We start from the raw sequence: 22,736 nt of genomic DNA on the forward strand, positions 1-22,736 counted from the left end.
TGTTTGTAAATTTGTTTCTATTTTTTGTGCTCTTTAATAAGAGAAGAGCAACTACAAAACTAACGCCTCAAAAATCTCATCCAGGCTGAATTGCTACTGCTATTTAAGCTGCTCGTGCAATAGCTTTAGAATGCGGCTTGCAGTAGCGGAGCCTACAGTTGTTCCATCATCATTCAGCAAAGTGACATTACTGGTGTTTGTGCCGGTGTTGTGTACCTGTATACGGTATTTTTCGGCTTTCGCGCTATCTTTATCCCCGCTGCGCCAAAACATGATATTGGAAAGAATACCTTCGTCATCGCCTTTTTTCTTACTGTCTTTATCAGGGCTGACGTAACGTACAAAATAGATGCCTTGCTCTCGATTGCGATCCTCAACGGTGAAGCCAATTCGATCCAGTGCCAAGCCGACTCGCCGCCATGACCGGTCAAATGCTTCGTTAACGACCAGCGAAGTACCCTCTGAATTGATGAATGCGCGTTCCGTGGTCGAGCTTCTGCCGGTGGTTAACTCCAGTTTTGCCTTTTGTTCCTCGACACCAAAGCGCATCATCAAACGGGATAGCATTTCGGCTTCCAAATCAGGATCGGCCGGGCGCGGTTGCCAGACCGTGCGGTTGAGACTACCGCCTTCCAGCACCTCAGTCATGCCGCGATGGCTGATATACACCTCGGTGGTCATGTCGTTGCGTTCCAGCCGGGTACGGAATTTGTCGCGTTCAGCGGTTGAATAAATGCTATCCAAAAAGGTGGAGAGAAAAGTACGAATAATATCTTGCGGAATCTTGGCCCGATTCTCAGCCCAATCGGTTTCCATAATACCGGCTTCGGGGACTTCCATTTTGATCAGGAAACCCAGTTCTTGCCAGAATTCCTTAACCACCGGCCAAACAGCTTCGGGAGGTTGAGGAATCACCAGCCAGCGCTGCGTTCCGGCACGTTCAATATGCACATTCTGAATGGATAGCGGTATTAAGGAGGAATTGGCGGTTTTTTGCTGTCCACCCCCTCGTTCGTTGTTGTAGCTGGAGAAAGTCGTGCTGCCGGATGAATTCACTTCGGGAATTGCATAACGTTCATCAATAGCCGGTTGAATCAGATCGGGTGGAATTTCTAAAGGCGGCAGTTTTCCTGCTGACTTGTAATCGATGGTTTTAGTTTCCGGGAACAGGTCGATCATTTTACAACCTGTACTTGCCAATGAAAGCGTCAATACCAGAGACGGTATAGTGACTTTCCGCCATTTCATTTTTGACATCTTACCTCTTCAAATCGTGGATATTGGCTGACTGCATTGCTTCGCGAATAAGTTGGTGGTACTGGCTGGATAAAGGTGTGAGTGGCAGGCGGATTCCGGGACCGATCAGTCCCATTTGTTCGACAGCCCATTTTACCGGGATAGGGTTGGCTTCAACGAACAGATCGATGTGCAAGCGCAAAAGCTTATTATTGAGCGCGCGCGCGGTATTGAGGTCGCCTGCAAATGCCGCGGCGCACATGTCGTGCATCATCCGGGGCGCTACATTGGCCGTGACTGAAATGACACCATGCCCGCCCAGCAGCAAAAACACCAGTCCACTGACATCATCCCCGCTATAAATGAAGAAATCGGACGGTGCGCGTTGTAATAGATCGGAACCGCGCCCAATATCGCCGGTGGCATCTTTAATGCCGACGATGTTGGGAATCTGCGCTAAACGTAACGCCGTATCGTTGCGGATATCGGCCACTGTCCGGCCCGGAACGTTATATAAAATGTGCGGGATATCAACCGCCTCGGCGATTGCTTTGAAGTGTTGATACAGCCCTTCCTGAGTCGGCTTATTGTAATAAGGTGCAACCGAGAGGCAGGCATCAACGCCAGCATTCTTGGCGTAAATCGATAAATCGATCGCTTCTCGTGTTGAATTGGCGCCGGTGCCGGCAATCACCGGTATGCGTCCGGCCACATGATCGACCGCGGTACGCATCAACAGATGATGTTCCTCAAAGTCTACTGTCGGGGATTCGCCTGTCGTACCAACGATGACGACACCGTCGGTACCCTGGTCTATGTGGAAATCGAGCAGCGCGCGAAAGCGATCCAGATCCAATCCGCCTTCTTCATCCATCGGGGTGACGATAGCAACCAAGCTACCTTTAAACATGACAATCTATCCGGTAAAAAGAATACATTTTACCCGAATCTCATAGCGTGTAAGTATATTCACCACGTCTCCCGGTTTATTTTTTCTGACTGCTCGTTTCCAATCGCATTTTGGAATTCATTGATAGCATGCCGCTATCCGCTCACACGCGTGAAACGGATCGTGTCATCGCTGAGATCAACCTTAATCGTATCTTTTGCAACAAATTTTCCTTCCAGTATCTCTTTGGCCAATGGATTTTCAATTTGTGTCTGGATCGCGCGTTTTAACGGACGTGCGCCGAATACCGGATCAAAGCCAACTTCCGAGATAGCTGACAATGCGGCATCGCTGACCTCAAGTTTCATTTCCAGTTTGGCCAATCTGGCTTCAAGATACTGCAACTGAATCTTAGCGATGGATCGGATATGCCGCTGATCCAGCGCATGGAACACGACTACTTCGTCGATACGATTAATGAATTCCGGTCTAAAGTAGGTTTTTACCTCACCCATCACAGCCTGTTTGATAACTTGATAATCGTTACCCGACATTTCCTGAATCATTTGCGATCCCAGGTTGGATGTCATGACGATCACGGTATTTTTAAAATCAACCGTGCGTCCTTGGCCATCGGTCATGCGCCCGTCATCCAGAACTTGCAATAACACATTGAATACATCGGGATGCGCTTTTTCCACTTCATCCAGCAGTATGACCGCGTACGGTTTTCTGCGTACAAGCTCGGTCAAGTAACCGCCTTCCTCGTAGCCGACATAGCCCGGCGGTGCGCCGATCAAACGTGCAACCGAGTGTTTTTCCATAAATTCGGACATATCGATACGGATTAAATGATCTTCCGAATCGAACAGAAAACCGGCCAAGGCTTTGCACAACTCGGTCTTGCCCACACCGGTCGGGCCCAGGAACAGGAACGATCCATACGGCCGGTTCGGATCGGCCAGCCCGGCACGGGAACGGCGGATCGCATCCGATACCAGGCGCACAGCTTCATCTTGCCCGACCACGCGGTCATGCAGCTTTTGTTCCATCAGCAGCAGTTTTTCGCGCTCACCTTGCATCATTTTCGATACCGGAATGCCGGTCGCGCGCGATACCACTTCGGCGATTTCCTCCGCGCCAACTTGCGTGCGCAGCATTTTGGGTGCGACCACAGCGCCTTGCTCGATATCCTCGCTGTGTTTTTTTAGCTGTGCTTCCAATTGCGGAAGGCGACCATATTGCAATTCCGAAGCTTTTTGTAAATCACCCTTGCGGGTAGCCGCTTCTATTTCCAGCTTGATTTTTTCCATTTCTTCTTTAATTTGCTGGAATCCTTGCACCTGGAATTTCTCGGTTTTCCAGATTTCGGCGAGATCGGCATACTCACGCTCTTTCTGTCTTATTTCTTCTTCCAGCAATTGCAGCCGCTTTTGCGATGCTTCGTCTTTTTCTTTTTTGATCGCCTCACGTTCAATCTTGAGTTGGATTAAACGGCGGTCCAGTTTATCCAGCGCCTCCGGTTTGGAGTCAATTTCCATGCGGATGCGTGCCGCGGCTTCGTCGATCAGGTCGATTGCTTTGTCCGGCAGAAAACGATCGGTAATGTAACGGTTGGATAACTCCGCAGCAGCAACGATAGCGGGGTCAGTAATATCAACACTGTGATGTAACTCATATTTCTCCTGTAGACCACGCAATATCGCGATGGTGGCTTCCACACTCGGTTCTTCCACCAAGACTTTTTGGAAGCGCCGTTCCAGTGCAGCGTCTTTTTCAATGTATTTGCGGTATTCGTCCAGGGTTGTCGCGCCGACACAGTGCAATTCTCCGCGCGCTAATGCGGGTTTTAGCATGTTACCGGCGTCCATCGCGCCTTCCGCCTTACCAGCACCCACCATGGTATGCAGCTCGTCGATGAAAACAATGGTTTTTCCTTCGTCTTGCGCGAGTTCTTTCAGTACCGACTTGAGACGTTCTTCAAATTCACCGCGATATTTGGCGCCGGCCAGCAGGGCGGCCATATCCAGAGAGAGAACGCGTTTGTCTTTCAGGCTTTCCGGCACTTCCCCGTTGACTATGCGCTGCGCCAAGCCTTCAACGATGGCGGTTTTGCCCACACCCGGCTCACCGATCAGCACCGGGTTGTTTTTGGTGCGCCGTTGCAGCACTTGTATTGCCCGGCGGATTTCATCGTCGCGCCCGATCACCGGATCCAGTTTGCCTTGACGCGCGCGCTCGGTGAGATCCAGCGTGTATTTTTTCAAGGCTTCGCGGCTGCTTTCCGCTTCCGCGCTGCTGACCTGTTCGCCGCCACGGATGGCGTTGATGGCGCGTTCCAGTGCTGCGGCATTGGCACCATGCTGTTTGAGTAATGCGCTAATCTCGCCTTTGTCCTGCAAACAGGCCAGCAGGAACATTTCTGAAGCGATGAATTGATCATTGCGTTTCTGCGCCTCCTTATCCGCCAGGTTGAGCAGATTGTTCAGGGGGCGTGAGATACTCACTTCCCCGCCCGCATTTTCCACTTTCGGCAGGCGCTGCACGCTCTGTTTGACACTCTCCAACAGCGGCGTGGTATTGACGCCGGAGCGTTGCAGTAAAGAAACGGTACTGCCATCGTCTTGTTGCAGTAACGCCAACAGAAGATGCTGTGGTTCGATGACCGGATTATCCTGACCGACGGCGATACTCTGCGCATCCGCGAAGGCTTGTTGAAACTTAGTGGTTAGTTTGTCAAAACGCATTAAATTCTCCCATCGTAGGTTGTTGTAGCCTACGTGGGGGAAATGTGTGAAATTTCAAGAGTGGATTAACCGGCCGAACGGATGGCGTGAATCTTTCTATAGTGTGGTGCAGGTTTAATGAGCATGTGCTCGATTTCAGCGGCGGAGACCGGCTTGCTGAAATAATAGCCTTGATAGTGATTGCAGTGCTGAGTGCGCAAAAGATTGAGTTGTTCCTCTGTTTCTATGCCTTCCGCGATGACATCCATTTCCAGGCTGTGCGCCATCGCGATAATCGTTGCGACAATGGTGTGGTCGCTTCTGTCGGTGACGATGTCGCGCACAAAGCTGCGGTCGATTTTGAGCGTATGAATCGGAAAACGCTTCAGATAACTGAGACTTGAATAGCCGGTGCCGAAATCATCAATTGAGATACGGATGCCCATGGCGTTGAGACAATTGAGTGTTTCCACGACTTTCTCAATATTATCGATCAGCATGCTCTCGGTGATTTCCAGCGTGATGTACTGGGCTGCTACACCGGTTTCATCCAAGATACGCGCAATATTATTGATTAACTCCTTATCACGGAATTGCCGGGCCGACAGGTTAATCGCTACTTTGGGCACACGGTAGCCTTGCGCTTGCCACGTTTTGATTTGCTCGCACACTGTTTTCAATACCCATTCACCGATCGGAATAATTAAACCGGTTTCTTCCGCCAGGTTAATGAATTTATCCGGTGCGATCAGCTTGTGTTGCGGATGCCGCCAGCGCAGCAGGGCTTCCACGCTATGCAGCCGATGATCCGGCATATCCATGATCGGCTGGTAATGTAAAACTAACTCATTGCGCTCCAGCGCATAGCGTAAGTCAAGACTGAGCGTGTGCCGTTCATGCGCTGATTTATTGAGATCATCGGTGAAGAACTGATAGTTGTTCCGGCCGTTTTCCTTAGCGTGATACATCGCTACATCGCTGTTCTTCAGTAAAGTTTCCGCATTTGCGCCATCATCCGGGAAAACGGCGATGCCGATGCTGCCGCAGATATGTAATTCATTTTTGTGAATATAGTAGGGGCGCATCAATGCATCGAGAATTTTCTGCGCCACTTTGGCCGCATCCAGCGATTCCGCGATCGCATTCAGTACCACAATAAATTCATCGCCGCCTTGCCGGGCCACGGTATCTTCGCTGCGCACGCAAGTCAGCAATCTTTCCGCGACGGCTTGCAGCAGCAGGTCACCGATATCGTGACCGAGTGAGTCATTGATGGTTTTGAAATGATCCAGATCGATAAATAACACCGCCATCTGCTTTTGGCTGCGTGTATCGTGCACCAGCGCTTGTTCGATACGGTCTTGCAGCAAATGCCGGTTGGGCAGGCCGGTCAAGGCATCGTGCGTGGCCATTTCGATGATGCGTTTTTCCGCTTCTTTACGCTCGTACCAGCGGCTCAGGTCATGCGCCACAGTATCGATGAGATTTTGCTCGTAGGGCAGAGAGAACGGGAAGTCTTGCGTATAGGATATTCTTAACCGCCCGCACACCTCCCCATTGGCGATAATCGCCGCGCTGATTGCATTGGGAAGATCGGCTTGATAGCCAGCGGTGGCGAACTGTTTGCCGCCCAAGGCGATAAAAGCGACGGCTGCTTCAGAAAATTGCAATGCCTGCGTCAGCGATTTGAGTATGTTCTGGCAAGTTTTTTCTGTGTCTTGATCTTGTTCCAGATAGTTGCGTACCGCATGTAAACAATTGCTTTCCTTCAGGCGCTCGCTGAGGTCGATGTCTTTTTGCTTACGTGCGGTAATATCCACTTTCACAGAGAGGTAACGATCAATTTCTCCACTTATCCCGACAAGCGGTACGATGGTGGAATCGACCCAATAAAGCTTACCCGATTTACTGCGGTTGCAAATTTCCTGGTGCCAGGTTTGACCTTTGGCGATCGCAGCCCACATGCCGGTAAAAAATGACGGCGGATGCGTGCTTGAGTTTAATATGCGGTGATCCTGCCCAATCAGTTCCTCGGGCGAATAACCGCTGATTTCACAAAATTTTTCATTGACTTGGATAATCTTGCCCTTAAGATCGGTAATCGAGATTAAAGCGAGCTTACCAATCGCGTTTAAATAAGCGGTTAATTCGGATGAGATTTTTTCAGCGTTGTTTTTGGCTTGAATGAGTTTATGGTGTGCCTCAACCGAATCATTTTGGGAGTTGATTGTTTTATGAATGAGCGGTTTGATCAGCCAATACACAACAACCATGCCGGCGGCGACCAGTAAGCCTAAATACAATGAAATGGTTTTGATCTGGCTGGAGAGATTGCTATACAGTTCTTTCTCATCGATCTTGAGTACCGCGCCCAATCCATAAGCAACCGGTGAATAGGCTGCAACCACATCGATTTGCCGGTAATCCTTGGTGAATTTAACACCCTGTTGTCCTTCCAGTGCAAAATGCAGCGGTAATGGGCTATTGGACATGATGCGCTGCATACGCTGAAATTGGTTTCCACCGATCGCGCGTATGAAGCAATCCATCTCGAGATGACTTTCCTTGACCGGTGCGCACAACAGAAAATCACCGGTTTCTCCGATCAAGACGGCTTCTTTGAATATCCTGGTCAGATCGGGAGCAAGCTCTTCGGTGATGATGCTGCCAATGAATTGATTGTTCTCATTGAGGATACGCAAGGAATTGCGGATAACGAACTGTTCCTGCCACAATAATGCCGTGCTGATAGCGGCGCCGGTGTTCAGCTCGATGCGCGAATTCGAATGACTGGAATGGACTCCTGCATCGAGTATGAGATTGTCTTTGGAGTCATAGATGCTGATACCGGAGAAATGAGTAGTCAGTATTTTTTCCGCGACTCGTTGCAGCTCGGCGATTCCTTCTTGCCTGGATTCATCCGTATGCGTTTTTTCCAGGCTTTGAGTCAGCAAGGTGCTGGTGGCTACGATTTTAGTATTGGATATGGAATGCGAGATCTGATTTTCGATCAATTTCACCGTGTTTTCCAGCGCCATTCTGAGCCCGGAAGTCGTCATCGCCTCCGTTTGCGGCTGCATGACACTATACACAGAGAATCCCGCTGACAAGATGAGTACACTCAGTGTCAGTCCGCTGATAACACGGATCTTTTTGTCATCCTGATTGATAAAAAAGTGAAACATTATGTGTCGTATGGCTACCTGCTGGTCTGTAGGAATGGTATAAGGCGTAAGGCATGTATTATCGGTAGTCAGATAATAGACTTAAGCTTAATTTAGAGGGCTTTTTTTCCCCTAATTCTCAGTATGATAGGCGAAGCTTACAGGGGAGGATTTTTACATCGGACGGGAAGCTTAGGTGCCATTGTGAATCTGTCAATCTATGTTTTTTTCTTCAGCGGTTCCGGGTAAGGGTACAGAATATTCAGCGCTACGCTTTTGCCGGCGGTTTCGACAATGCGCACGTGCTCGCGCTTAAATTGCCGTGCGTGACGTAAGCCGCACGAATGCGCAATCATGTTGATTTCTTTGTTGACGTTCCGGGCGTAGTTCGCAACCCGCAGATATTTTTCTTCCACCACTAGACCGTTTTGCAGCCGTTCGTCGTGCGTTGTAATGCCGGTGGGGCAGGTATTTAAATGACAGCGCATTGCCTGAATACAACCGAGTGAAAACATAAAGCCGCGCGCGGTGTTGACAAAATCGGCACCGGCACAGAGCGCCCAGGCACCCTCTGCGGATGTCACCAGTTTTCCGGCAGCCACCACATAAATGCGTTTTTTCAGATCGGATTGCAATAAAGCATCGACAACGCGCGGCAGGGCTTCCGCAATTGGCAAGCTGACGTGATCCATCAGTGTTTGCGGTGCCGCACCGCTGCCGCCTTCGCCACCGTCGATGGTCAAAAAGTCCGGCGCATAGTCGAGTCCGCGGCGGTTGATGCTGTCGCATAATTCATTAATGAAATTCCAGCCGCCAATCGCCGTTTTGATCCCGACCGGGCGACCTGTCAGTTCGCGGATGTAATGGATTTTATCGAGCAGCTCGTCGATGTTGTTGATGTCCTTGTGGCGGTTCGGGCTGATCGAATCCTGATTGACCGGAATGCCGCGAATCGCGGCGATCTCGCTATGTACTTTACCGGCCGGCAGCAATCCGCCTTTGCCGGGCTTCGCACCTTGCGACAACTTGATTTCAAACGCCTTGACCACTTTGCTCAATTCTTTCGCGCGCAGCGGAGAAAAATTGCCATGCTCGTCGCGGATGCCGTATTTTGCGGTGCCGATTTGCATGATCACATCGCAGCCGCCTTCCAGGTGATACGGCGCCAAACCGCCTTCGCCGGTATTCAGCCAGCAACCGGCTTGCGCGGCGCCGAGCGACAACGCGCGTACCGCAGGCTTGGAAATGGCGCCGTAACTCATACCGCTGATATTGATGATCGATTTCGCCTCGAACGGCTGCTCACAGTAGCCCTCGCCGATATGCAACGACGGTGTGGGCAACTGATCTTCTTCCTGAATTGGGAAAGCGGCGTTGACAAAAATGATCGAACCCGGCTGGCGTAAATCATTGGTCGAACCGAAACCCACCACACTGCCTTTATTTTTGGAATTCTTGTAAATCCAGCCGCGCGTGGCGCGATTGAATGGCATCTCGTCGCGATCGTTGGCAAAGAAATATTGCCGGAAGTATTTGCCCTGGATCTCGAAAAAATAGCGTAGGCGACCAATGACCGGATAATTGCGCAGGATCGAGTGCTTTTTCTGCGTCATATCCTGGATGAACCAGACGGCGATCATACCGACGGTCACAACACCCAGCATCGTGGCAATACTATAAATGATCAAATCAATCGCGCTGGACATACAATCTCCTGGTTATGCTGGGCACCCTATATACTATCTGTTCGATGGATGTAAGTGAACTGTACGGGATAGTATGAAAAACCGCCGGAAATACGGCGATGCCAGTCGGGTACCCTATAATGCACTCTTCGTTGAAAATAAGGGTACAAAAGAATTGAGAGATTTACACAATGAAATTTACGCCAACGTGCAACGCGCGCTGCAAGAGGATATCGGCACGGGTGATTTGACGGCGTCGCTGATTCCCAGCAGCAAGATTCTGACGGCGACGGTGATCAGCCGGGAAGCTGCGGTTTTGTGCGGTGTACAGTGGTTTGAGGCGTGTTTTGTATCGCTGGCGGCGGACACCGAGATCGAATGGTTCGCCAAGGATGGCGATTTTGTTCCGGCCGGGCAGACATTATGCGAGATCAAGGGAAATGCCCGCGCGCTGCTGACAGCAGAGCGTTCGGCGTTGAACTTCCTGCAACTGTTGTCCGCCGTGGCGACGCAAACCAAACGGTATGCCGATGCCGTCGCCGGTACCCGGGCGGTGATCGTCGATACGCGTAAAACCTTGCCGGGTTTGCGGCTGGCGCAGAAATACGCGGTGACGTGCGGCGGTGGGGCGAATCATCGCATCGGGCTATACGACGGGATTCTGATCAAGGAGAACCACATTATCGCCGCCGGAGGGATTCAACCGGCTTTAAGCAGGGCGCGCGAAATCGCGCCGCCGGGTGTGTTTATCCAGATCGAAGTGGAGTCGTTGCAGGAATTGCAGGAAACATTGGCAGCGGGCGCCCGCATGGTGTTGCTGGACAATTTTACGCTGAATCAGCTAGCGGATGCGGTGACGTTGACTCGCAAGCAAGCGGGTGAGGCTGTGATATTGGAGGCATCCGGCAACATTGCCTTGGATAATGTGCGGCAGGTGGCGGAAACAGGGGTGGATCGAATATCGATTGGTGGCTTGACCAAAAATATCCAAGCGATCGATTTATCGATGCGGTTTGCCGAGCCGGGATAAAACCGTGGTGTGCCAGCGGTTTCTTTATTCGAGCGGCTGCTTGCTTTCCAGGTCCAATGCTACGATGTTCGCTGGCGCATTTTCTGCACCCAAAACCGGTTCAAACCAAGCCAGATTCTCATGCAGTTTGACGACTTCTCCGACGATGATCAGTGTGGGCGGAGTCAAATGGGCGGCTTCCGCCAGACCGGGCAGTGTGTGCAGGGTTCCGGTGACAATCCTTTGTTTTTGCGTGGTGCCTTGCTGGATGATGGCGGCAGGTGTGCTGTCTGGCAGGCCGTGTGCGATCAACTGCTGGCATAGTACGGACAATCCCAGCAGTCCCATATAGATCACGATAGTTTGATGAGGGCGTGCGAGATACGGCCAGTCGAGATCGATGCTGTTATTTTTCAGGTGGCCAGTGACAAAAATGCACGATTGCGCGTAATCGCGGTGCGTGAGCGGGATACCGGCATAAGCCGCAACGCCAGAGGCGGCGGTAATGCCGGGTACTACCTGAAAGGGGATATGGTGCGCAGCCAAGGTTTCGATTTCTTCGCCGCCACGGCCGAAAATAAAAGGATCACCACCTTTCAGCCGCAATACCCGCTTACCTTCTTGCGCCAATCGCACCAGCAACTGGTTGATCGATTCCTGCGCCAGGGTATGACGGTTGCGTTCTTTTCCGGCATAAATGCGCGTGGCGTCACGGCGCACCATGTCCAGAATCGCCGGTGAGACCAGGCGGTCATAAACCACGACATCGGCTTGTTGCATCAGGCGCATGGCGCGAAATGTGAGTAAATCGGGATTTCCCGGACCGGCGCCGACCAGATACACTTCGCCTTGCGGCGGCTCATCTTTCTCTTGTTGCAACGATTGCAACAAATAATTCTGCGCCGCTTGATCCTTTCCGGCCAATACCATTGCCGCAAATTGGCCTTGCAGCGCTTTTTCCCAGAAGATGCGCCGTTTCTCCGGGTGCGTGAAATTCTGCTTGACCTGATTGCGGAAATTGCCTGCCATTGCCGCCAGCCGGGCATAAGCCGCCGGTATCATGGTTTCCAGTTGCGCACGCAGTAACCGTGCGAGAACCGGCGATTGCCCGCCGCTGGAGATGGCGATCAACAGCGGTGAACGGTCGACGATGGAGGGCATGATGAACGTGCATAATTCCGGATCATCCACGACATTGACCGGAATTTGCCGCTGCTGTGCCGCTGCGGAAACTTGCCGGTTGGTGTCGCGATCATCGGTTGCGGCAATGACTAAAACGATATCTTCCAGATGACCGGGCTGAAAATATTCAGCACGGTGTTTGATTTTGCCTTGTGCGTGGAACTCATTTAATGCGTTACTTAGCTCTGGCGATACCACCGAAACACGCGCTCCGGTCTGAAGCAAAAGCATAACCTTGCGCGTGGCGACCTCGCCGCCACCGACGACCAGGCAAGCTTTGTTTTTGATGTTGAGGAAGACCGGCAGAAAATCCATGATGTTTCGAAGAGTTTTTAATCCCAATAATAAAGGAAGCGCTGATTAATTCTAAGCCAAATACCGGCTTATGCGTTAATCAGCGCTTCCTAGAGTTGAGGCTATTTTCTACAGCGATATCCGTGTAGAAGTTTTTACCGGGTGAAGGCTATAAACTGGATTCCAGTTTAAGTATATCTTCCAGCTTGATGTTTGTTCCGGTTCCTTTGAACACAGTGCCTACCTTCTTCTTGTTCAGATGCTCGATGTTGAGGTTGTAGACTTCTTTTGAGAGCGGGAAATATTTGACTTCCGTCACCAGCGCCGCGGCATTCTGCATATAGAAATTAACAAATTCATGAACTTCGGGTTTTTCGGTGGATTTGGCGTTGACATAGATGAATATCGGGCGCGATAACGGTTTATAACTATTGTTTTCTACCGTGGCAGCGGAGGGCAGCACGCCGCCGTTGCCGTTATCAATCGCGACAGCACTGATTTTTTTGCTGTTTTCGATGTAATAAGCGAAACCGAAGAATCCTAACGCGTAAATGTCGCTGGCGACGCCTTGCACCAGCACGTTGTCATCTTCCGATGCGGTGAAATCGCCGCGGCTTGATTTGGCTTTTCCGACAACGGCTTCAGTGAAGTACTCGAAGGTACCGGAATCCGCGCCGGGGCCGTAGAGTTTGATTTTTTTGTCCGGCCATTCGGGATTGATTTGATTCCAGCTGGTGATTTTACCTTGCGCACCCGGTTCCCAGATTCTCTTCAGCTCGTCGACGGTGATGGTTTTGCTCCAGGTATTTTTTGGATTTACAACGACGGTCAAAGCATCAAATGCGATGGGCATTTCGATATATTGCACGCCTGCTTCCTTACAGGCTTCCATTTCCAGTTGAGTGATGGGACGCGAGGCATTGACGATATCGATTTCATTGCGGCAGAATTTTTTGAACCCGCCGCCTGTTCCGGAGATACCGACGGTGACACGAACCGCGCCGCGCTTGGCAATCTGGAAGTCTTCGGCGACCGCTTCGGTAATGGGGAAAACCGTGCTGGAACCATCGATCTTTACGATCGGGCTGGCGATTGCTGTTGTGATAGCGGACGCGCTCAACAGTGTAGCCGCTAAGAATGTTCTGAAGTTAAACGAGGTCAACATGAATATGTTCTCCAGGTGAGTCAATAAAATGGTCATGAAAGATTGTGCAACCGGTGCGGTATCTTATTTCAGAATTGTTACAGGATTATGACAATCATTTTTTTGTCTTAAGGCCGGTGTGCGTGTGCTGATTTTTTGCGCATTTATGCAAAAAAGCTGCCGGTAAAAATGATGCCGCATTAAGAATTGCTGGCAGTCTGGATGGTTTCAGCGATACGCTCAGCCCAGTGATTAATTTTATGTTTCGATTCCCCTTCAACCATGACGCGAATCAATGGTTCTGTGCCCGATGCGCGAATCAGCACACGGCCTTTATCGCTCAAATCGGTCTCGGCTTCTTCGCGCACGGCTTGGACTGCTTTGTTGGCGCTGAAATTGAACGGTTTGGGAGTTTTCACGTTGATCAAGCGTTGCGGGTAAAGCGAGACGCCGCGCATGAACTCGGCCAGGGTTTTATTTGTATCTCGTAATGCATACAGCACTTGCAGAGCGGAAATAATGCCGTCGCCTGTAGTATGCTTATCCATGCAGATGATATGTCCGGAATTTTCACCGCCGAGCTGCCATCCTTTCTCTTGCAATGCCTCCAACACGTAGCGGTCACCGACGTTGGCGCGAAGAAATGGAATATTCATTTTTTTGAATTGCGCTTCGATCGCCAGATTGGTCATCAGGGTACCGGCAACCCCGCCAGTCAGCATTTTATTCTGCTGGCGGTGTTTGGCGATAATATAAATCAGTTGATCGCCATCATAAATCCGGCCATTTTTGTCGGCCATCATGAGCCGGTCGCCGTCGCCATCCAACGCGATACCTAAGTCGGCGTGGTGCTGTTTGACAGCTTTTTGCAACGTCGCGCAATGCGTCGCGCCGCACTCAAAGTTGATATTCAATCCATTGGGTTGCACACCGATGGGTATGACATCCGCACCCAATTCATGCATGACGTGACCGGCGATATGATAAGCGGCCCCGTGCGCGCAATCGACGACGATACGCAGTCCGCGCAGGTCAAGGTGATAGGGGAAAGTGCTTTTACAAAATTCGATATAGCGTCCGGCGGCATCGTCAATACGCTGTACTTTCCCTAATTGAGCGGAAGGCTTGGTTTCGATCGGCGCATGGATGCCGCTTTCGATTTTGTGCTCTATTTCGTCAGGCAGCTTTCTACCTTCGGCAGAAAAGAATTTGACGCCGTTGTCCTCGAACAGATTATGCGAAGCCGAAATCACGATCCCGGCTTGCAGCCGCAAGGCGCGGATCAGGTACGCGATGGCCGGGGTCGGCATCGGTCCGGATAGAATGACATCCACACCGGCGGCGCATAATCCTGCTTCCAACGCGGATTCCAGCATATAACCCGATACCCGGGTATCCTTACCGATCAGAACGGTCGGGCGTTTGCCTTGCATCAAATGCCAATCGGCAGCAGCGAGAACTTTACCGGCGGAATAGCCTAGATGCAGAATAAAATCCGGCGTGATGGGTGCTTTGCCGACACGTCCGCGAATACCATCTGTTCCAAAATATTTTTTAGTCAATTTGAGCGGTGTTTAATTGCGATGAGATGCGGTTGAATGGGTTTACTGTATGTCACAATTTTTCATTGCCGCGTAGACAGCGAGCGCTTCCTTGGTGGCTCTGACATCATGCACACGCACAATTTTGGCACCTTTGACTACTGCAAGCAAGGCTGCCGCGATACTTTCATGAATACGGTGATTTGCGCTGTTTCCCGTGATGGCGCCGAGCATGGATTTGCGCGATAAGCCTGCTAACAATGGAACACCAAGTGTAGTCAATTGATCCAGCTGATTTAACAGGGTGAAGTTATGTTGCAGCGTTTTGCCAAAACCAAAACCCGGATCGATCACCAACCGGTCTTCCGCTATACCGGCGGCGGCTGCTGCCTGGATGCGTTGGTGCAAGAAATCTTTCACTTCATGAACGATATTCTGGTATTGCGGGTTTGCTTGCATCGTCTGCGGCGTGCCTTGCATATGCATTAAGCAAAGCTGCACATGATTGCTTTGTGCGACGGCTTCCAATGCACCGGGGCTGCGTAACGCATTCACGTCATTGATCATGAAAGCACCCGCAGCTATGGCGTGTTTCATCACTTCGGGCTTTGAAGTATCGATCGATATAGGAATTCCGGTATCGGCAAGCGCTTCCAGTACAGGGATAACACGACTTATCTCTTCGTCAATGCTGACTTGCTGACTTCCCGGGCGCGTTGACTCTCCGCCAATATCGAGGATATCGGCGCCTTCATCGATCAAATGCTTGGCGTGGGTAATCGCTTGCTGTGCCGATAAGTACAGCCCGCCATCCGAGAAAGAATCGGGTGTTACGTTAATGATGCCCATGATCAACGGGCGATTGCTGGACAGGATTGGGTTTTGCGCGAATGAAGACACAGTGGAATGAAAGGAGTTATAGAAGTGAAAACGGGATACGATTTTATGGTCGTATCCCGTTCATCCCGATTACTGATGATTAATCAGCTTCTTTTGCAATCTCTTGCGGTGCAGCGGGTTCTTTGGGTTCATCCGTTTTTACCGCAGTAGATGGTCCTTCGTTTGCCACTGTGGAAGACATTGATTGAGGCGGTTTGGGTGGACGTGGCGGACGGCCGTCCATAATATCGTTGATTTGATCGCTATCGATCGTTTCCCATTCCAGCAATGCTTGTGTCATTGCTTCAATCTTATCTTTGTTTTCTTCAATGAGTTTACGAGCAATCGCATACTGTTCATCCACAATGCGGCGAACTTCTGCATCAACGGCTTGCATCGTTTTTTCACTCATATTTTTATGCGTGGTGACTGAACGGCCAAGAAAAACCTCGCCTTCATTTTCACCATAAACCATCGGTCCAAGTACGTCAGACATCCCCCACTGGGTAACCATTTGCCGCGCCAATTCGGTAGCGCGTTCAAAATCGTTGGATGCGCCCGTGGTCATTTGATGCATGAAAACTTCCTCGGCAATACGGCCGCCAAACATCACGGAAATTCTTTGCAGAATTTCTTCACGTTCCATGCTGAAACGGTCTTCCGTCGGCAGTTGCATCGTTACACCCAAGGCGCGGCCACGCGGAATAATCGTTACTTTATGCACCGGATCGGTTTTTGGCAGCAATTGAGCTACTACCGCATGACCTGATTCGTGGTAAGCAGTATTGCGGCGTTCATGTTCCGGCATGACCACCGAGCGGCGTTCCGCACCCATGAAAATTTTGTCTTTGGCACGTTCAAAATCTTCCATATCGACCAGACGCTTGTTGCTGCGCGCGGCAAACAACGCTGCTTCATTGACCAGATTGGCCAGATCGGCACCTGACATACCTGGAGTGCCACGCGCCAGAATATCCGCTTTGACATCGGGTGAAAGCGGTACTTTGCGCATATGCACGTGCAGAATTTGCTCGCGTCCGCGGATATCCGGTAACGGTACCGTAACTTGACGGTCAAAACGGCCAGGACGTAACAATGCTGGATCCAATACATCAGGACGGTTCGTTGCTGCGATTACGATCACGCCCATGGCGCCTTCAAAACCATCCATTTCCACCAGCAGTTGGTTGAGCGTTTGTTCGCGTTCATCGTTTCCGCCACCCAATCCAGCACCGCGTTGACGGCCAACCGCATCAATCTCGTCAATAAAGATAATGCAGGGTGCATGTTTTTTAGCTTGCTCGAACATGTCACGCACACGGGATGCGCCCACACCGACAAACATTTCAACGAAATCCGAACCGGAAATGCTGAAGAAAGGTACTCCCGCTTCTCCTGCGATGGCTCGCGCCAGCAATGTTTTACCGGTACCTGGACTGCCTACCATCAAAACCCCACGGGGGATTCGTCCGCCAAGTTTCTGGAATTTGGACGGATCACGCAGGAATTCAACCAGCTCTGCTACTTCTTCCTTTGCTTCCTCGCAACCTGCAACGTCGTTGAAAGTCACTGTGTTGGCTGATTTATCCAACATTCGCGCTTTGCTTTTACCAAACGAGAATGCGCCGCCATTGCGTCCACCACCCTGCATTTGCCGCATGAAGAAAATCCATACCGCAATTAGTAATAGCATTGGGAACCACGAGATGAAAATACTCATCAGCATGGATGGTTCTTCTTCCGGTTTAGCTTCAACAATGACGCCGGCTTTGAGTAAATCACTGACCATCCATGGATCGGATGGCGCATAGGTTGTAAAGCGTCTGCCATCGGATTTCGTACCTTTCAGGGTCCGGCCTTCAATGACAACTTTGGCAATTCTGCCTTGATTCAATTCAGAAATGAATTGAGAATATTCCATCGGTACTTGCGTCGGTTGACGTACGCTGAATTGGTTAAATACGGTCATCAACACAAGTGCAATTACCAGCCAAATGGCCATGTTTTTAATTAAGTTATTCAAGATAGCTCCTTGGTTTGCACCTTAAAAATCATTGATTGGACATTCTAACTCTATTTTGTCAAATAGAACAGAACAGTTCATGTTATAGAAATTTGCTATCAAACTATCATCCTACTCTTTACATTCGCCTTAATCACTGGGGGGATCCATTCATTTCTCAGTGATTGCCGTTGTTACTTTTTTCCGAGTCCTAATAAATATAATTCGTTGCTGCGATTACGCGAGGCTTCCGGTTTTCGCACCGCAACGCTTTTGAATCCGGCGCGCATGTCGCGATGAAACTGATCAAAATCCCTGCCTTGAAAAACTTTGACTAGGAAATTTCCGCCATAGTTCAGTTGTTCCATCGAGAACGCCAGCGCTAGTTCAGCCAAGTACATACTTCTGGCTTGATCGCTGACTTCAATACCACTCATATTGGGTGCCATGTCTGAAATGACAAGATCCGGCTGCCGCTCTTCCAGATGTTTTCTTAATTCAAACAGTGCGCGCTCTTCTCTAAAATCATCCTGAATAAATGCCACACCGGGCAAAGGCGCCATTTCCAGGATATCCAATGCAATTACTTTTCCATGCTGGCCTATTTTCTGGCTGGCGACTTGAGACCAGCTGCCGGGTGCAGCACCTAAATCGACAACAATCATACCGGATTTAAATAGATGATCCCGCTCGGCGATCTCAAGCAGCTTGTAAGCGGCGCGAGAACGATAACCTTCTTTCTTGGATTGCTTGACGAAAAAATCATTAACATGTTCTTTCATCCAAGCTTTGCTGGTTTTAGCCCGTTTCATCAAGTAAAATAATACGTTTAAAGAGAATTTATGTTAACACTAACAATTGCCCAGCGGCGTGAATTGAAAGCGCAAGCACACGCGCTAAATCCGGTCGTCATGATTGGGAAGTCGGGATTATCCGCCACGGTTATCGAAGAATTGGAGCGCGGGCTTACCAGTCATGAACTGATTAAGGTTAAGGTTCAGGTGGACGATCGGATCGCAAGAAATACGCTTTTTGAAGAAATCTGTGAGAAGCTGAGTGCCGCACCGGTGCAGCATATCGGGAAAACTTTTGTTATCTATCGCCCCAAGCCGGAAGAGGCGGGTAAAAAAACCGAACGTTCCCCGCAAAAAAAGAAGCGCGAGCCATTTCGTACCAAACGCAGTTATCAGAATTGAGCTTTAACGGCATCAAATGTATTTGACATCCAATATTTCGTATTCGCGTATTCCGCCGGGTGCCTGAACTTCGGCGATATCGCCCGCATATTTGCCGATTAAGGCGCGTGAAATGGGGGAGCTGATGGAAATTTTTCCATTCTTGATGTTGGCTTCATCGTCGCCGACGATTTGGTAGGTAACCGTCTCGCCGCTTTGCAAATCTTCCAGTTCAACCGTGGCGCCGAAAACACAAGCACCGTCGGCGTTAATCAGTGCAGGATTAATGATCTGAGCGCTGGAGAGTTTGCTTTCCAGTTCGGCAATGCGGCCTTCAATGAACCCCTGTTTTTCCTTGGCAGCATCATATTCGGCATTTTCGGACAGATCGCCGTGCGAGCGCGCTTCTGCAATCGCCGCGATGACTGCGGGGCGATGTACGGTTTTCATTTCGTGCAGTTCTTTGCGTAGCGCTTCCGCTCCGGCTACTGTTAAAGGGATCGTGCTCATTGTAGTTGTTTGCCTTTCATTTTCATTCTCATTCTATTCCGTGATAATCAGAGAAAACCGGAAGTTATTCTTTTACTTATGCCTTAAGTTGTACATGTAATTTCTGCAAATTGTACGCTTGCAGTTCACGCTTGCTGGTAATGCCTACACACGCCGCGCGTGCGCCTGCTAGTGTCGTATAGTAGGTCACCTTTGCCTGCAGCGCGGCATGGCGGATCGAATACGAGTCCTTTATCGCGCTGCGTTGGTTTTTTACGGTGTTGATGATCAAGTTGATTTCACCATTTTTGATCATATCGACAATATGCGGGCGGCCTTCCGCTACCTTATTGATAATGATGACGTCGATCCCCGCTTCGGTTATAGCCGCGGCAGTACCGCGCGTAGCATAAAGGGTGAAGCCAAGTTCTGCAAGGTTGCGCGCGATTTCAACCGCGTGAGGTTTGTCCGATTGGCGCACACTGATGAAAATTTTACCCGAAGTGGGAAGACGGACATCGGTGGCCAATTGGGATTTCACAAACGCTTCGGCAAAAGTGGTGCCCATGCCCATGACTTCGCCGGTCGACTTCATTTCTGGCCCCAGTATCGTATCAACGCCAGGCAGCTTGATAAAGGGGAAAACCGCTTCCTTGACCGAATAATATTCAGGAATCACTTCTTCGGTAACATCTTGATCAATCAAGCTCTTGCCGGTCATGCAACGCGCCGCAATTTTGGCCAGTTGCAGACCGGTAGCCTTGGAAATGAAGGGTACCGTGCGCGATGCCCGAGGATTGACTTCAAGGACATAGACGGTGTTGTCTTGAATCGCAAACTGCACGTTCATCAATCCAACCACATGGAGCGCCCGCGCCATTTCGGCAGTCTGGTAGCGCAACTCGTCGAGCATTTCCGGTTGCAGATTAAACGTCGGCAACGAACATGCGGAATCTCCCGAATGCACGCCAGCCTGTTCAATATGTTCCATGATGCCGCCAATCAGCACGGTTTCTCCGTCGTAAATGGCATCGACATCCACTTCCGTAGCATTGGTCAGGAAATGATCCAATAATACCGGGGAATCGTTGGAAACTTTAACCGCTTCACGCATGTAACGTTCCAGATCGGCTTTTTCATGCACGATCTCCATCGCGCGGCCGCCCAATACGTAGCTGGGCCGTACTACCAGCGGATAGCCGATTTCCTCGGCGGCGATCAGAGCGGCTTCCGGATTGCGTGCGGTGCGATTGGGCGGTTGCCGCAATCCCAGTTGTTGCAGCATTTGCTGAAAGCGCTCGCGATCTTCCGCGCAATCGATCATATCCGGGCTGGTGCCGATAATCGGCACACCGTTGGCTTCCAGATCGCGTGCAAGTTTAAGCGGTGTTTGCCCGCCATACTGTACGATCACGCCATCGGGTTTTTCCACTGCAACGATTTCGAGCACGTCTTCCAGTGTCAGCGGTTCAAAATATAAGCGATCCGACGTGTCGTAGTCGGTTGAAACCGTTTCCGGATTGCAATTGACCATGATGGTTTCAAAACCGTCTTCGCGCAGCGCCAGAGCCGCATGCACACAGCAATAATCGAACTCGATGCCTTGCCCGATGCGATTAGGACCGCCGCCCAGCACCATGACCTTCTTATTACCGGTTGGACGGGACTCACACTCATCTTCATAAGTGGAGTACATATACGCCGTACTGGTCGCGAACTCGGCCGCACAGGTGTCGACACGTTTATAGACTGGGTGCAGATTGAATTGATGGCGGCGCGAACGGACTGCGGTTTGCCCGGTATTGAGCAGCTTGGCCAGGCGCCGGTCGGAAAAACCACTGCGTTTCAATTTGCGCAGCGACAGATAATCCAGAGCTTCCAGCGCCGTACCGGTTAATGCTTGTTCCTGTTTGACCAAATCTTCGATTTGCGCCAAAAACCAGAGATCGATGTGTGTCAACTGATGCACTTCATCGAGTGACAAATGGCAGCGGAACGCATCGGCGATAAACCAGATCCGCTCGGGGCCGGGATTGGCCAGTTCGGTGTGGATGGTTTCCAGGTTGTCGGTTTTTTCGTCCAGACCGTCAACCCCCGTTTCCAGTCCGCGCAGTGCTTTTTGCAGCGATTCCTGGAACGTGCGGCCAATTGCCATCACTTCACCGACCGATTTCATTTGCGTGGTCAGACGGTCATTGGTTTGCGGAAACTTTTCAAAAGCAAACCGCGGCACTTTGGTGACGACATAATCAATGGTGGGCTCAAAAGAGGCCGGGGTGATGCCGCCGGTAATATCGTTACCCAGCTCGTTCAGCGTGTAACCGACGGCCAGTTTGGCGGCGATTTTTGCGATGGGAAAGCCGGTTGCTTTCGACGCCAGTGCGGAAGAGCGCGACACGCGCGGATTCATCTCGATCACTAGCATGCGGCCATTATCCGGATTGATCGCGAACTGCACATTGGAGCCGCCGGTTTCCACACCGATTTCCCGCAACACGGCGATCGATGCATTACGCATCAATTGATATTCTTTGTCGGTGAGCGTTTGCGCCGGTGCAACGGTGATCGAATCACCGGTATGCACGCCCATTGGGTCGAGGTTTTCGATCGAACAGACAATGATGCAGTTATCGTTTTTATCCCGCACCACTTCCATTTCGAACTCTTTCCAGCCGATCACGGATTCTTCGATCAGCAATTCCTTGGTGGGAGAGATTTTCAATCCACGTTCGCAAATGTCGAGAAATTCTTCGCGATTATAAGCAATGCCGCCACCGCTGCCACCCATCGTGAACGAAGGGCGGATAATGGCCGGATAACCCAGCATGGCTTGAACCTGCATGGCTTCTTCCAGACTGTGCGCCACGGCGGAGCGTGCCGAGCCTAAGCCGATACGAGTCATCGCCTGTTTGAATTTTTCCCGGTCTTCCGCCATATCGATGGCTTCGCGCGAAGCACCGATGAGCTCGACACCGTATTTTTCCAGCACGCCATGCTTGACCAGGTCGAGCGCGCAATTCAGCGCCGTTTGCCCGCCCATCGTGGGCAGTAGCGCTTGCGGCCGTTCGATCGCAATGATTTTCTCAATCATGGTCCAGGTGATCGGCTCGATATACGTCGCGTCGGCCATTTCCGGATCGGTCATGATGGTGGCGGGATTCGAGTTCACCAAAACGATGCGATAGCCTTCTTCACGTAAGGCTTTGCAGGCTTGCACGCCGGAATAATCAAACTCACAGGCTTGGCCGATAATGATCGGGCCGGCACCGATGATGAGAATGGACTGAATGTCGGTACGTTTAGGCATACTCTCTAGCGGAT

Annotated in this window: 15 protein-coding genes; 2 read left to right on the forward strand and 13 right to left on the reverse strand. The window is 50.7% G+C overall.

Annotation, left to right across the window (positions count from 1 at the left end):
- Window positions 1–99: 99 nt before the first annotated feature.
- The 5 genes from bamC to R2103_RS02310 form a co-directional block, all read right to left on the reverse strand.
- Window positions 100–1,248: an outer membrane protein assembly factor BamC gene (gene bamC, locus R2103_RS02290; RefSeq protein ID WP_411172536.1), complete on the reverse strand. Its 1,149-nt coding sequence runs from the start codon at window positions 1,246–1,248 to the stop codon at window positions 100–102.
- Between the two features lie 10 nt (window positions 1,249–1,258).
- Window positions 1,259–2,146 carry a 4-hydroxy-tetrahydrodipicolinate synthase gene (gene dapA / locus R2103_RS02295; protein WP_317529943.1) on the reverse strand — a complete coding sequence of 296 codons (888 nt, stop codon included), beginning with the start codon at window positions 2,144–2,146 and terminating at the stop codon, window positions 1,259–1,261.
- A 134-nt stretch (window positions 2,147–2,280) separates the two neighbouring features.
- Window positions 2,281–4,872 (reverse strand): ATP-dependent chaperone ClpB, encoded by a 2,592-nt coding sequence (gene clpB, locus R2103_RS02300; RefSeq protein WP_317529944.1) that lies wholly within the window; start codon window positions 4,870–4,872, stop codon window positions 2,281–2,283.
- A 65-nt stretch (window positions 4,873–4,937) separates the two neighbouring features.
- Window positions 4,938–8,036 (reverse strand): EAL domain-containing protein, encoded by a 3,099-nt coding sequence (locus tag R2103_RS02305; RefSeq protein WP_317529945.1) that lies wholly within the window; start codon window positions 8,034–8,036, stop codon window positions 4,938–4,940.
- Between the two features lie 197 nt (window positions 8,037–8,233).
- Complete coding sequence (locus tag R2103_RS02310) at window positions 8,234–9,721, reverse strand: FMN-binding glutamate synthase family protein (protein ID WP_317529946.1); 1,488 nt, start codon at window positions 9,719–9,721, stop codon at window positions 8,234–8,236.
- Between the two features lie 73 nt (window positions 9,722–9,794).
- Between R2103_RS02310 and nadC the strand changes: the two genes are divergently transcribed.
- A complete protein-coding gene (gene nadC / locus R2103_RS02315) occupies window positions 9,795–10,730 on the forward strand; it encodes a carboxylating nicotinate-nucleotide diphosphorylase (RefSeq protein WP_317529947.1) in 936 nt (311 codons plus the stop codon).
- A 24-nt stretch (window positions 10,731–10,754) separates the two neighbouring features.
- On the opposite strand, the gene cysG is transcribed toward nadC, so the two are convergent.
- From cysG to R2103_RS02345, 6 genes are all read right to left on the reverse strand, one after another.
- On the reverse strand, window positions 10,755–12,206 hold the full coding sequence (gene cysG / locus R2103_RS02320; protein ID WP_317529948.1) for a siroheme synthase CysG: 1,452 nt from the start codon (window positions 12,204–12,206) through the stop codon (window positions 10,755–10,757).
- A 148-nt stretch (window positions 12,207–12,354) separates the two neighbouring features.
- Entirely contained in the window at window positions 12,355–13,350 is a 996-nt protein-coding gene (locus R2103_RS02325) for a PstS family phosphate ABC transporter substrate-binding protein (RefSeq protein WP_317529949.1), read from the reverse strand.
- Between the two features lie 179 nt (window positions 13,351–13,529).
- On the reverse strand, window positions 13,530–14,891 hold the full coding sequence (gene glmM / locus R2103_RS02330) for a phosphoglucosamine mutase (RefSeq protein WP_317529950.1): 1,362 nt from the start codon (window positions 14,889–14,891) through the stop codon (window positions 13,530–13,532).
- Window positions 14,892–14,933: 42 nt separating this feature from the next.
- Window positions 14,934–15,719, reverse strand: a complete 786-nt coding sequence (folP, locus tag R2103_RS02335; RefSeq protein ID WP_317532042.1) for a dihydropteroate synthase — start codon at window positions 15,717–15,719, stop codon at window positions 14,934–14,936.
- A gap of 130 nt (window positions 15,720–15,849) precedes the next feature.
- Window positions 15,850–17,772 carry an ATP-dependent zinc metalloprotease FtsH gene (gene ftsH, locus R2103_RS02340; protein WP_317529951.1) on the reverse strand — a complete coding sequence of 641 codons (1,923 nt, stop codon included), beginning with the start codon at window positions 17,770–17,772 and terminating at the stop codon, window positions 15,850–15,852.
- A 173-nt stretch (window positions 17,773–17,945) separates the two neighbouring features.
- Entirely contained in the window at window positions 17,946–18,563 is a 618-nt protein-coding gene (locus R2103_RS02345) for an RlmE family RNA methyltransferase (RefSeq protein ID WP_317529952.1), read from the reverse strand.
- Between the two features lie 30 nt (window positions 18,564–18,593).
- Here R2103_RS02345 and yhbY point away from each other — a divergent pair, with 30 nt between their 5' ends.
- Entirely contained in the window at window positions 18,594–18,947 is a 354-nt protein-coding gene (yhbY, locus tag R2103_RS02350) for a ribosome assembly RNA-binding protein YhbY (RefSeq protein WP_317529953.1), read from the forward strand.
- Between the two features lie 12 nt (window positions 18,948–18,959).
- Here yhbY and greA read toward each other — a convergent pair whose 3' ends face one another.
- Both greA and carB read right to left on the reverse strand, forming a co-directional pair.
- On the reverse strand, window positions 18,960–19,436 hold the full coding sequence (gene greA, locus R2103_RS02355; protein WP_292982538.1) for a transcription elongation factor GreA: 477 nt from the start codon (window positions 19,434–19,436) through the stop codon (window positions 18,960–18,962).
- 76 nt (window positions 19,437–19,512) lie between these two features.
- Window positions 19,513–22,722 carry a carbamoyl-phosphate synthase large subunit gene (carB, locus tag R2103_RS02360; RefSeq protein WP_317529954.1) on the reverse strand — a complete coding sequence of 1,070 codons (3,210 nt, stop codon included), beginning with the start codon at window positions 22,720–22,722 and terminating at the stop codon, window positions 19,513–19,515.
- Window positions 22,723–22,736: the final 14 nt, after the last annotated feature.

Source organism: Nitrosomonas sp. Is24, assembly GCF_033063335.1.
In the GTDB taxonomy this organism is placed as follows: domain Bacteria; phylum Pseudomonadota; class Gammaproteobacteria; order Burkholderiales; family Nitrosomonadaceae; genus Nitrosomonas.

Coding starts and splice junctions, on each gene's coding strand:
- bamC (WP_411172536.1), bottom strand. CDS start 1,248: ATGAAATGGCGGAAAGTCACTATACCGTCTCTGGTATTGACGCTTTCA.
- dapA (WP_317529943.1), bottom strand. CDS start 2,146: ATGTTTAAAGGTAGCTTGGTTGCTATCGTCACCCCGATGGATGAAGAA.
- clpB (WP_317529944.1), bottom strand. CDS start 4,872: ATGCGTTTTGACAAACTAACCACTAAGTTTCAACAAGCCTTCGCGGAT.
- R2103_RS02305 (WP_317529945.1), bottom strand. CDS start 8,036: ATGTTTCACTTTTTTATCAATCAGGATGACAAAAAGATCCGTGTTATC.
- R2103_RS02310 (WP_317529946.1), bottom strand. CDS start 9,721: ATGTCCAGCGCGATTGATTTGATCATTTATAGTATTGCCACGATGCTG.
- nadC (WP_317529947.1), top strand. CDS start 9,795: ATGAAAAACCGCCGGAAATACGGCGATGCCAGTCGGGTACCCTATAAT.
- cysG (WP_317529948.1), bottom strand. CDS start 12,206: ATGGATTTTCTGCCGGTCTTCCTCAACATCAAAAACAAAGCTTGCCTG.
- R2103_RS02325 (WP_317529949.1), bottom strand. CDS start 13,350: ATGTTGACCTCGTTTAACTTCAGAACATTCTTAGCGGCTACACTGTTG.
- folP (WP_317532042.1), bottom strand. CDS start 15,719: ATGGGCATCATTAACGTAACACCCGATTCTTTCTCGGATGGCGGGCTG.
- R2103_RS02345 (WP_317529952.1), bottom strand. CDS start 18,563: ATGAAACGGGCTAAAACCAGCAAAGCTTGGATGAAAGAACATGTTAAT.
- yhbY (WP_317529953.1), top strand. CDS start 18,594: ATGTTAACACTAACAATTGCCCAGCGGCGTGAATTGAAAGCGCAAGCA.
- greA (WP_292982538.1), bottom strand. CDS start 19,436: ATGAGCACGATCCCTTTAACAGTAGCCGGAGCGGAAGCGCTACGCAAA.
- carB (WP_317529954.1), bottom strand. CDS start 22,722: ATGCCTAAACGTACCGACATTCAGTCCATTCTCATCATCGGTGCCGGC.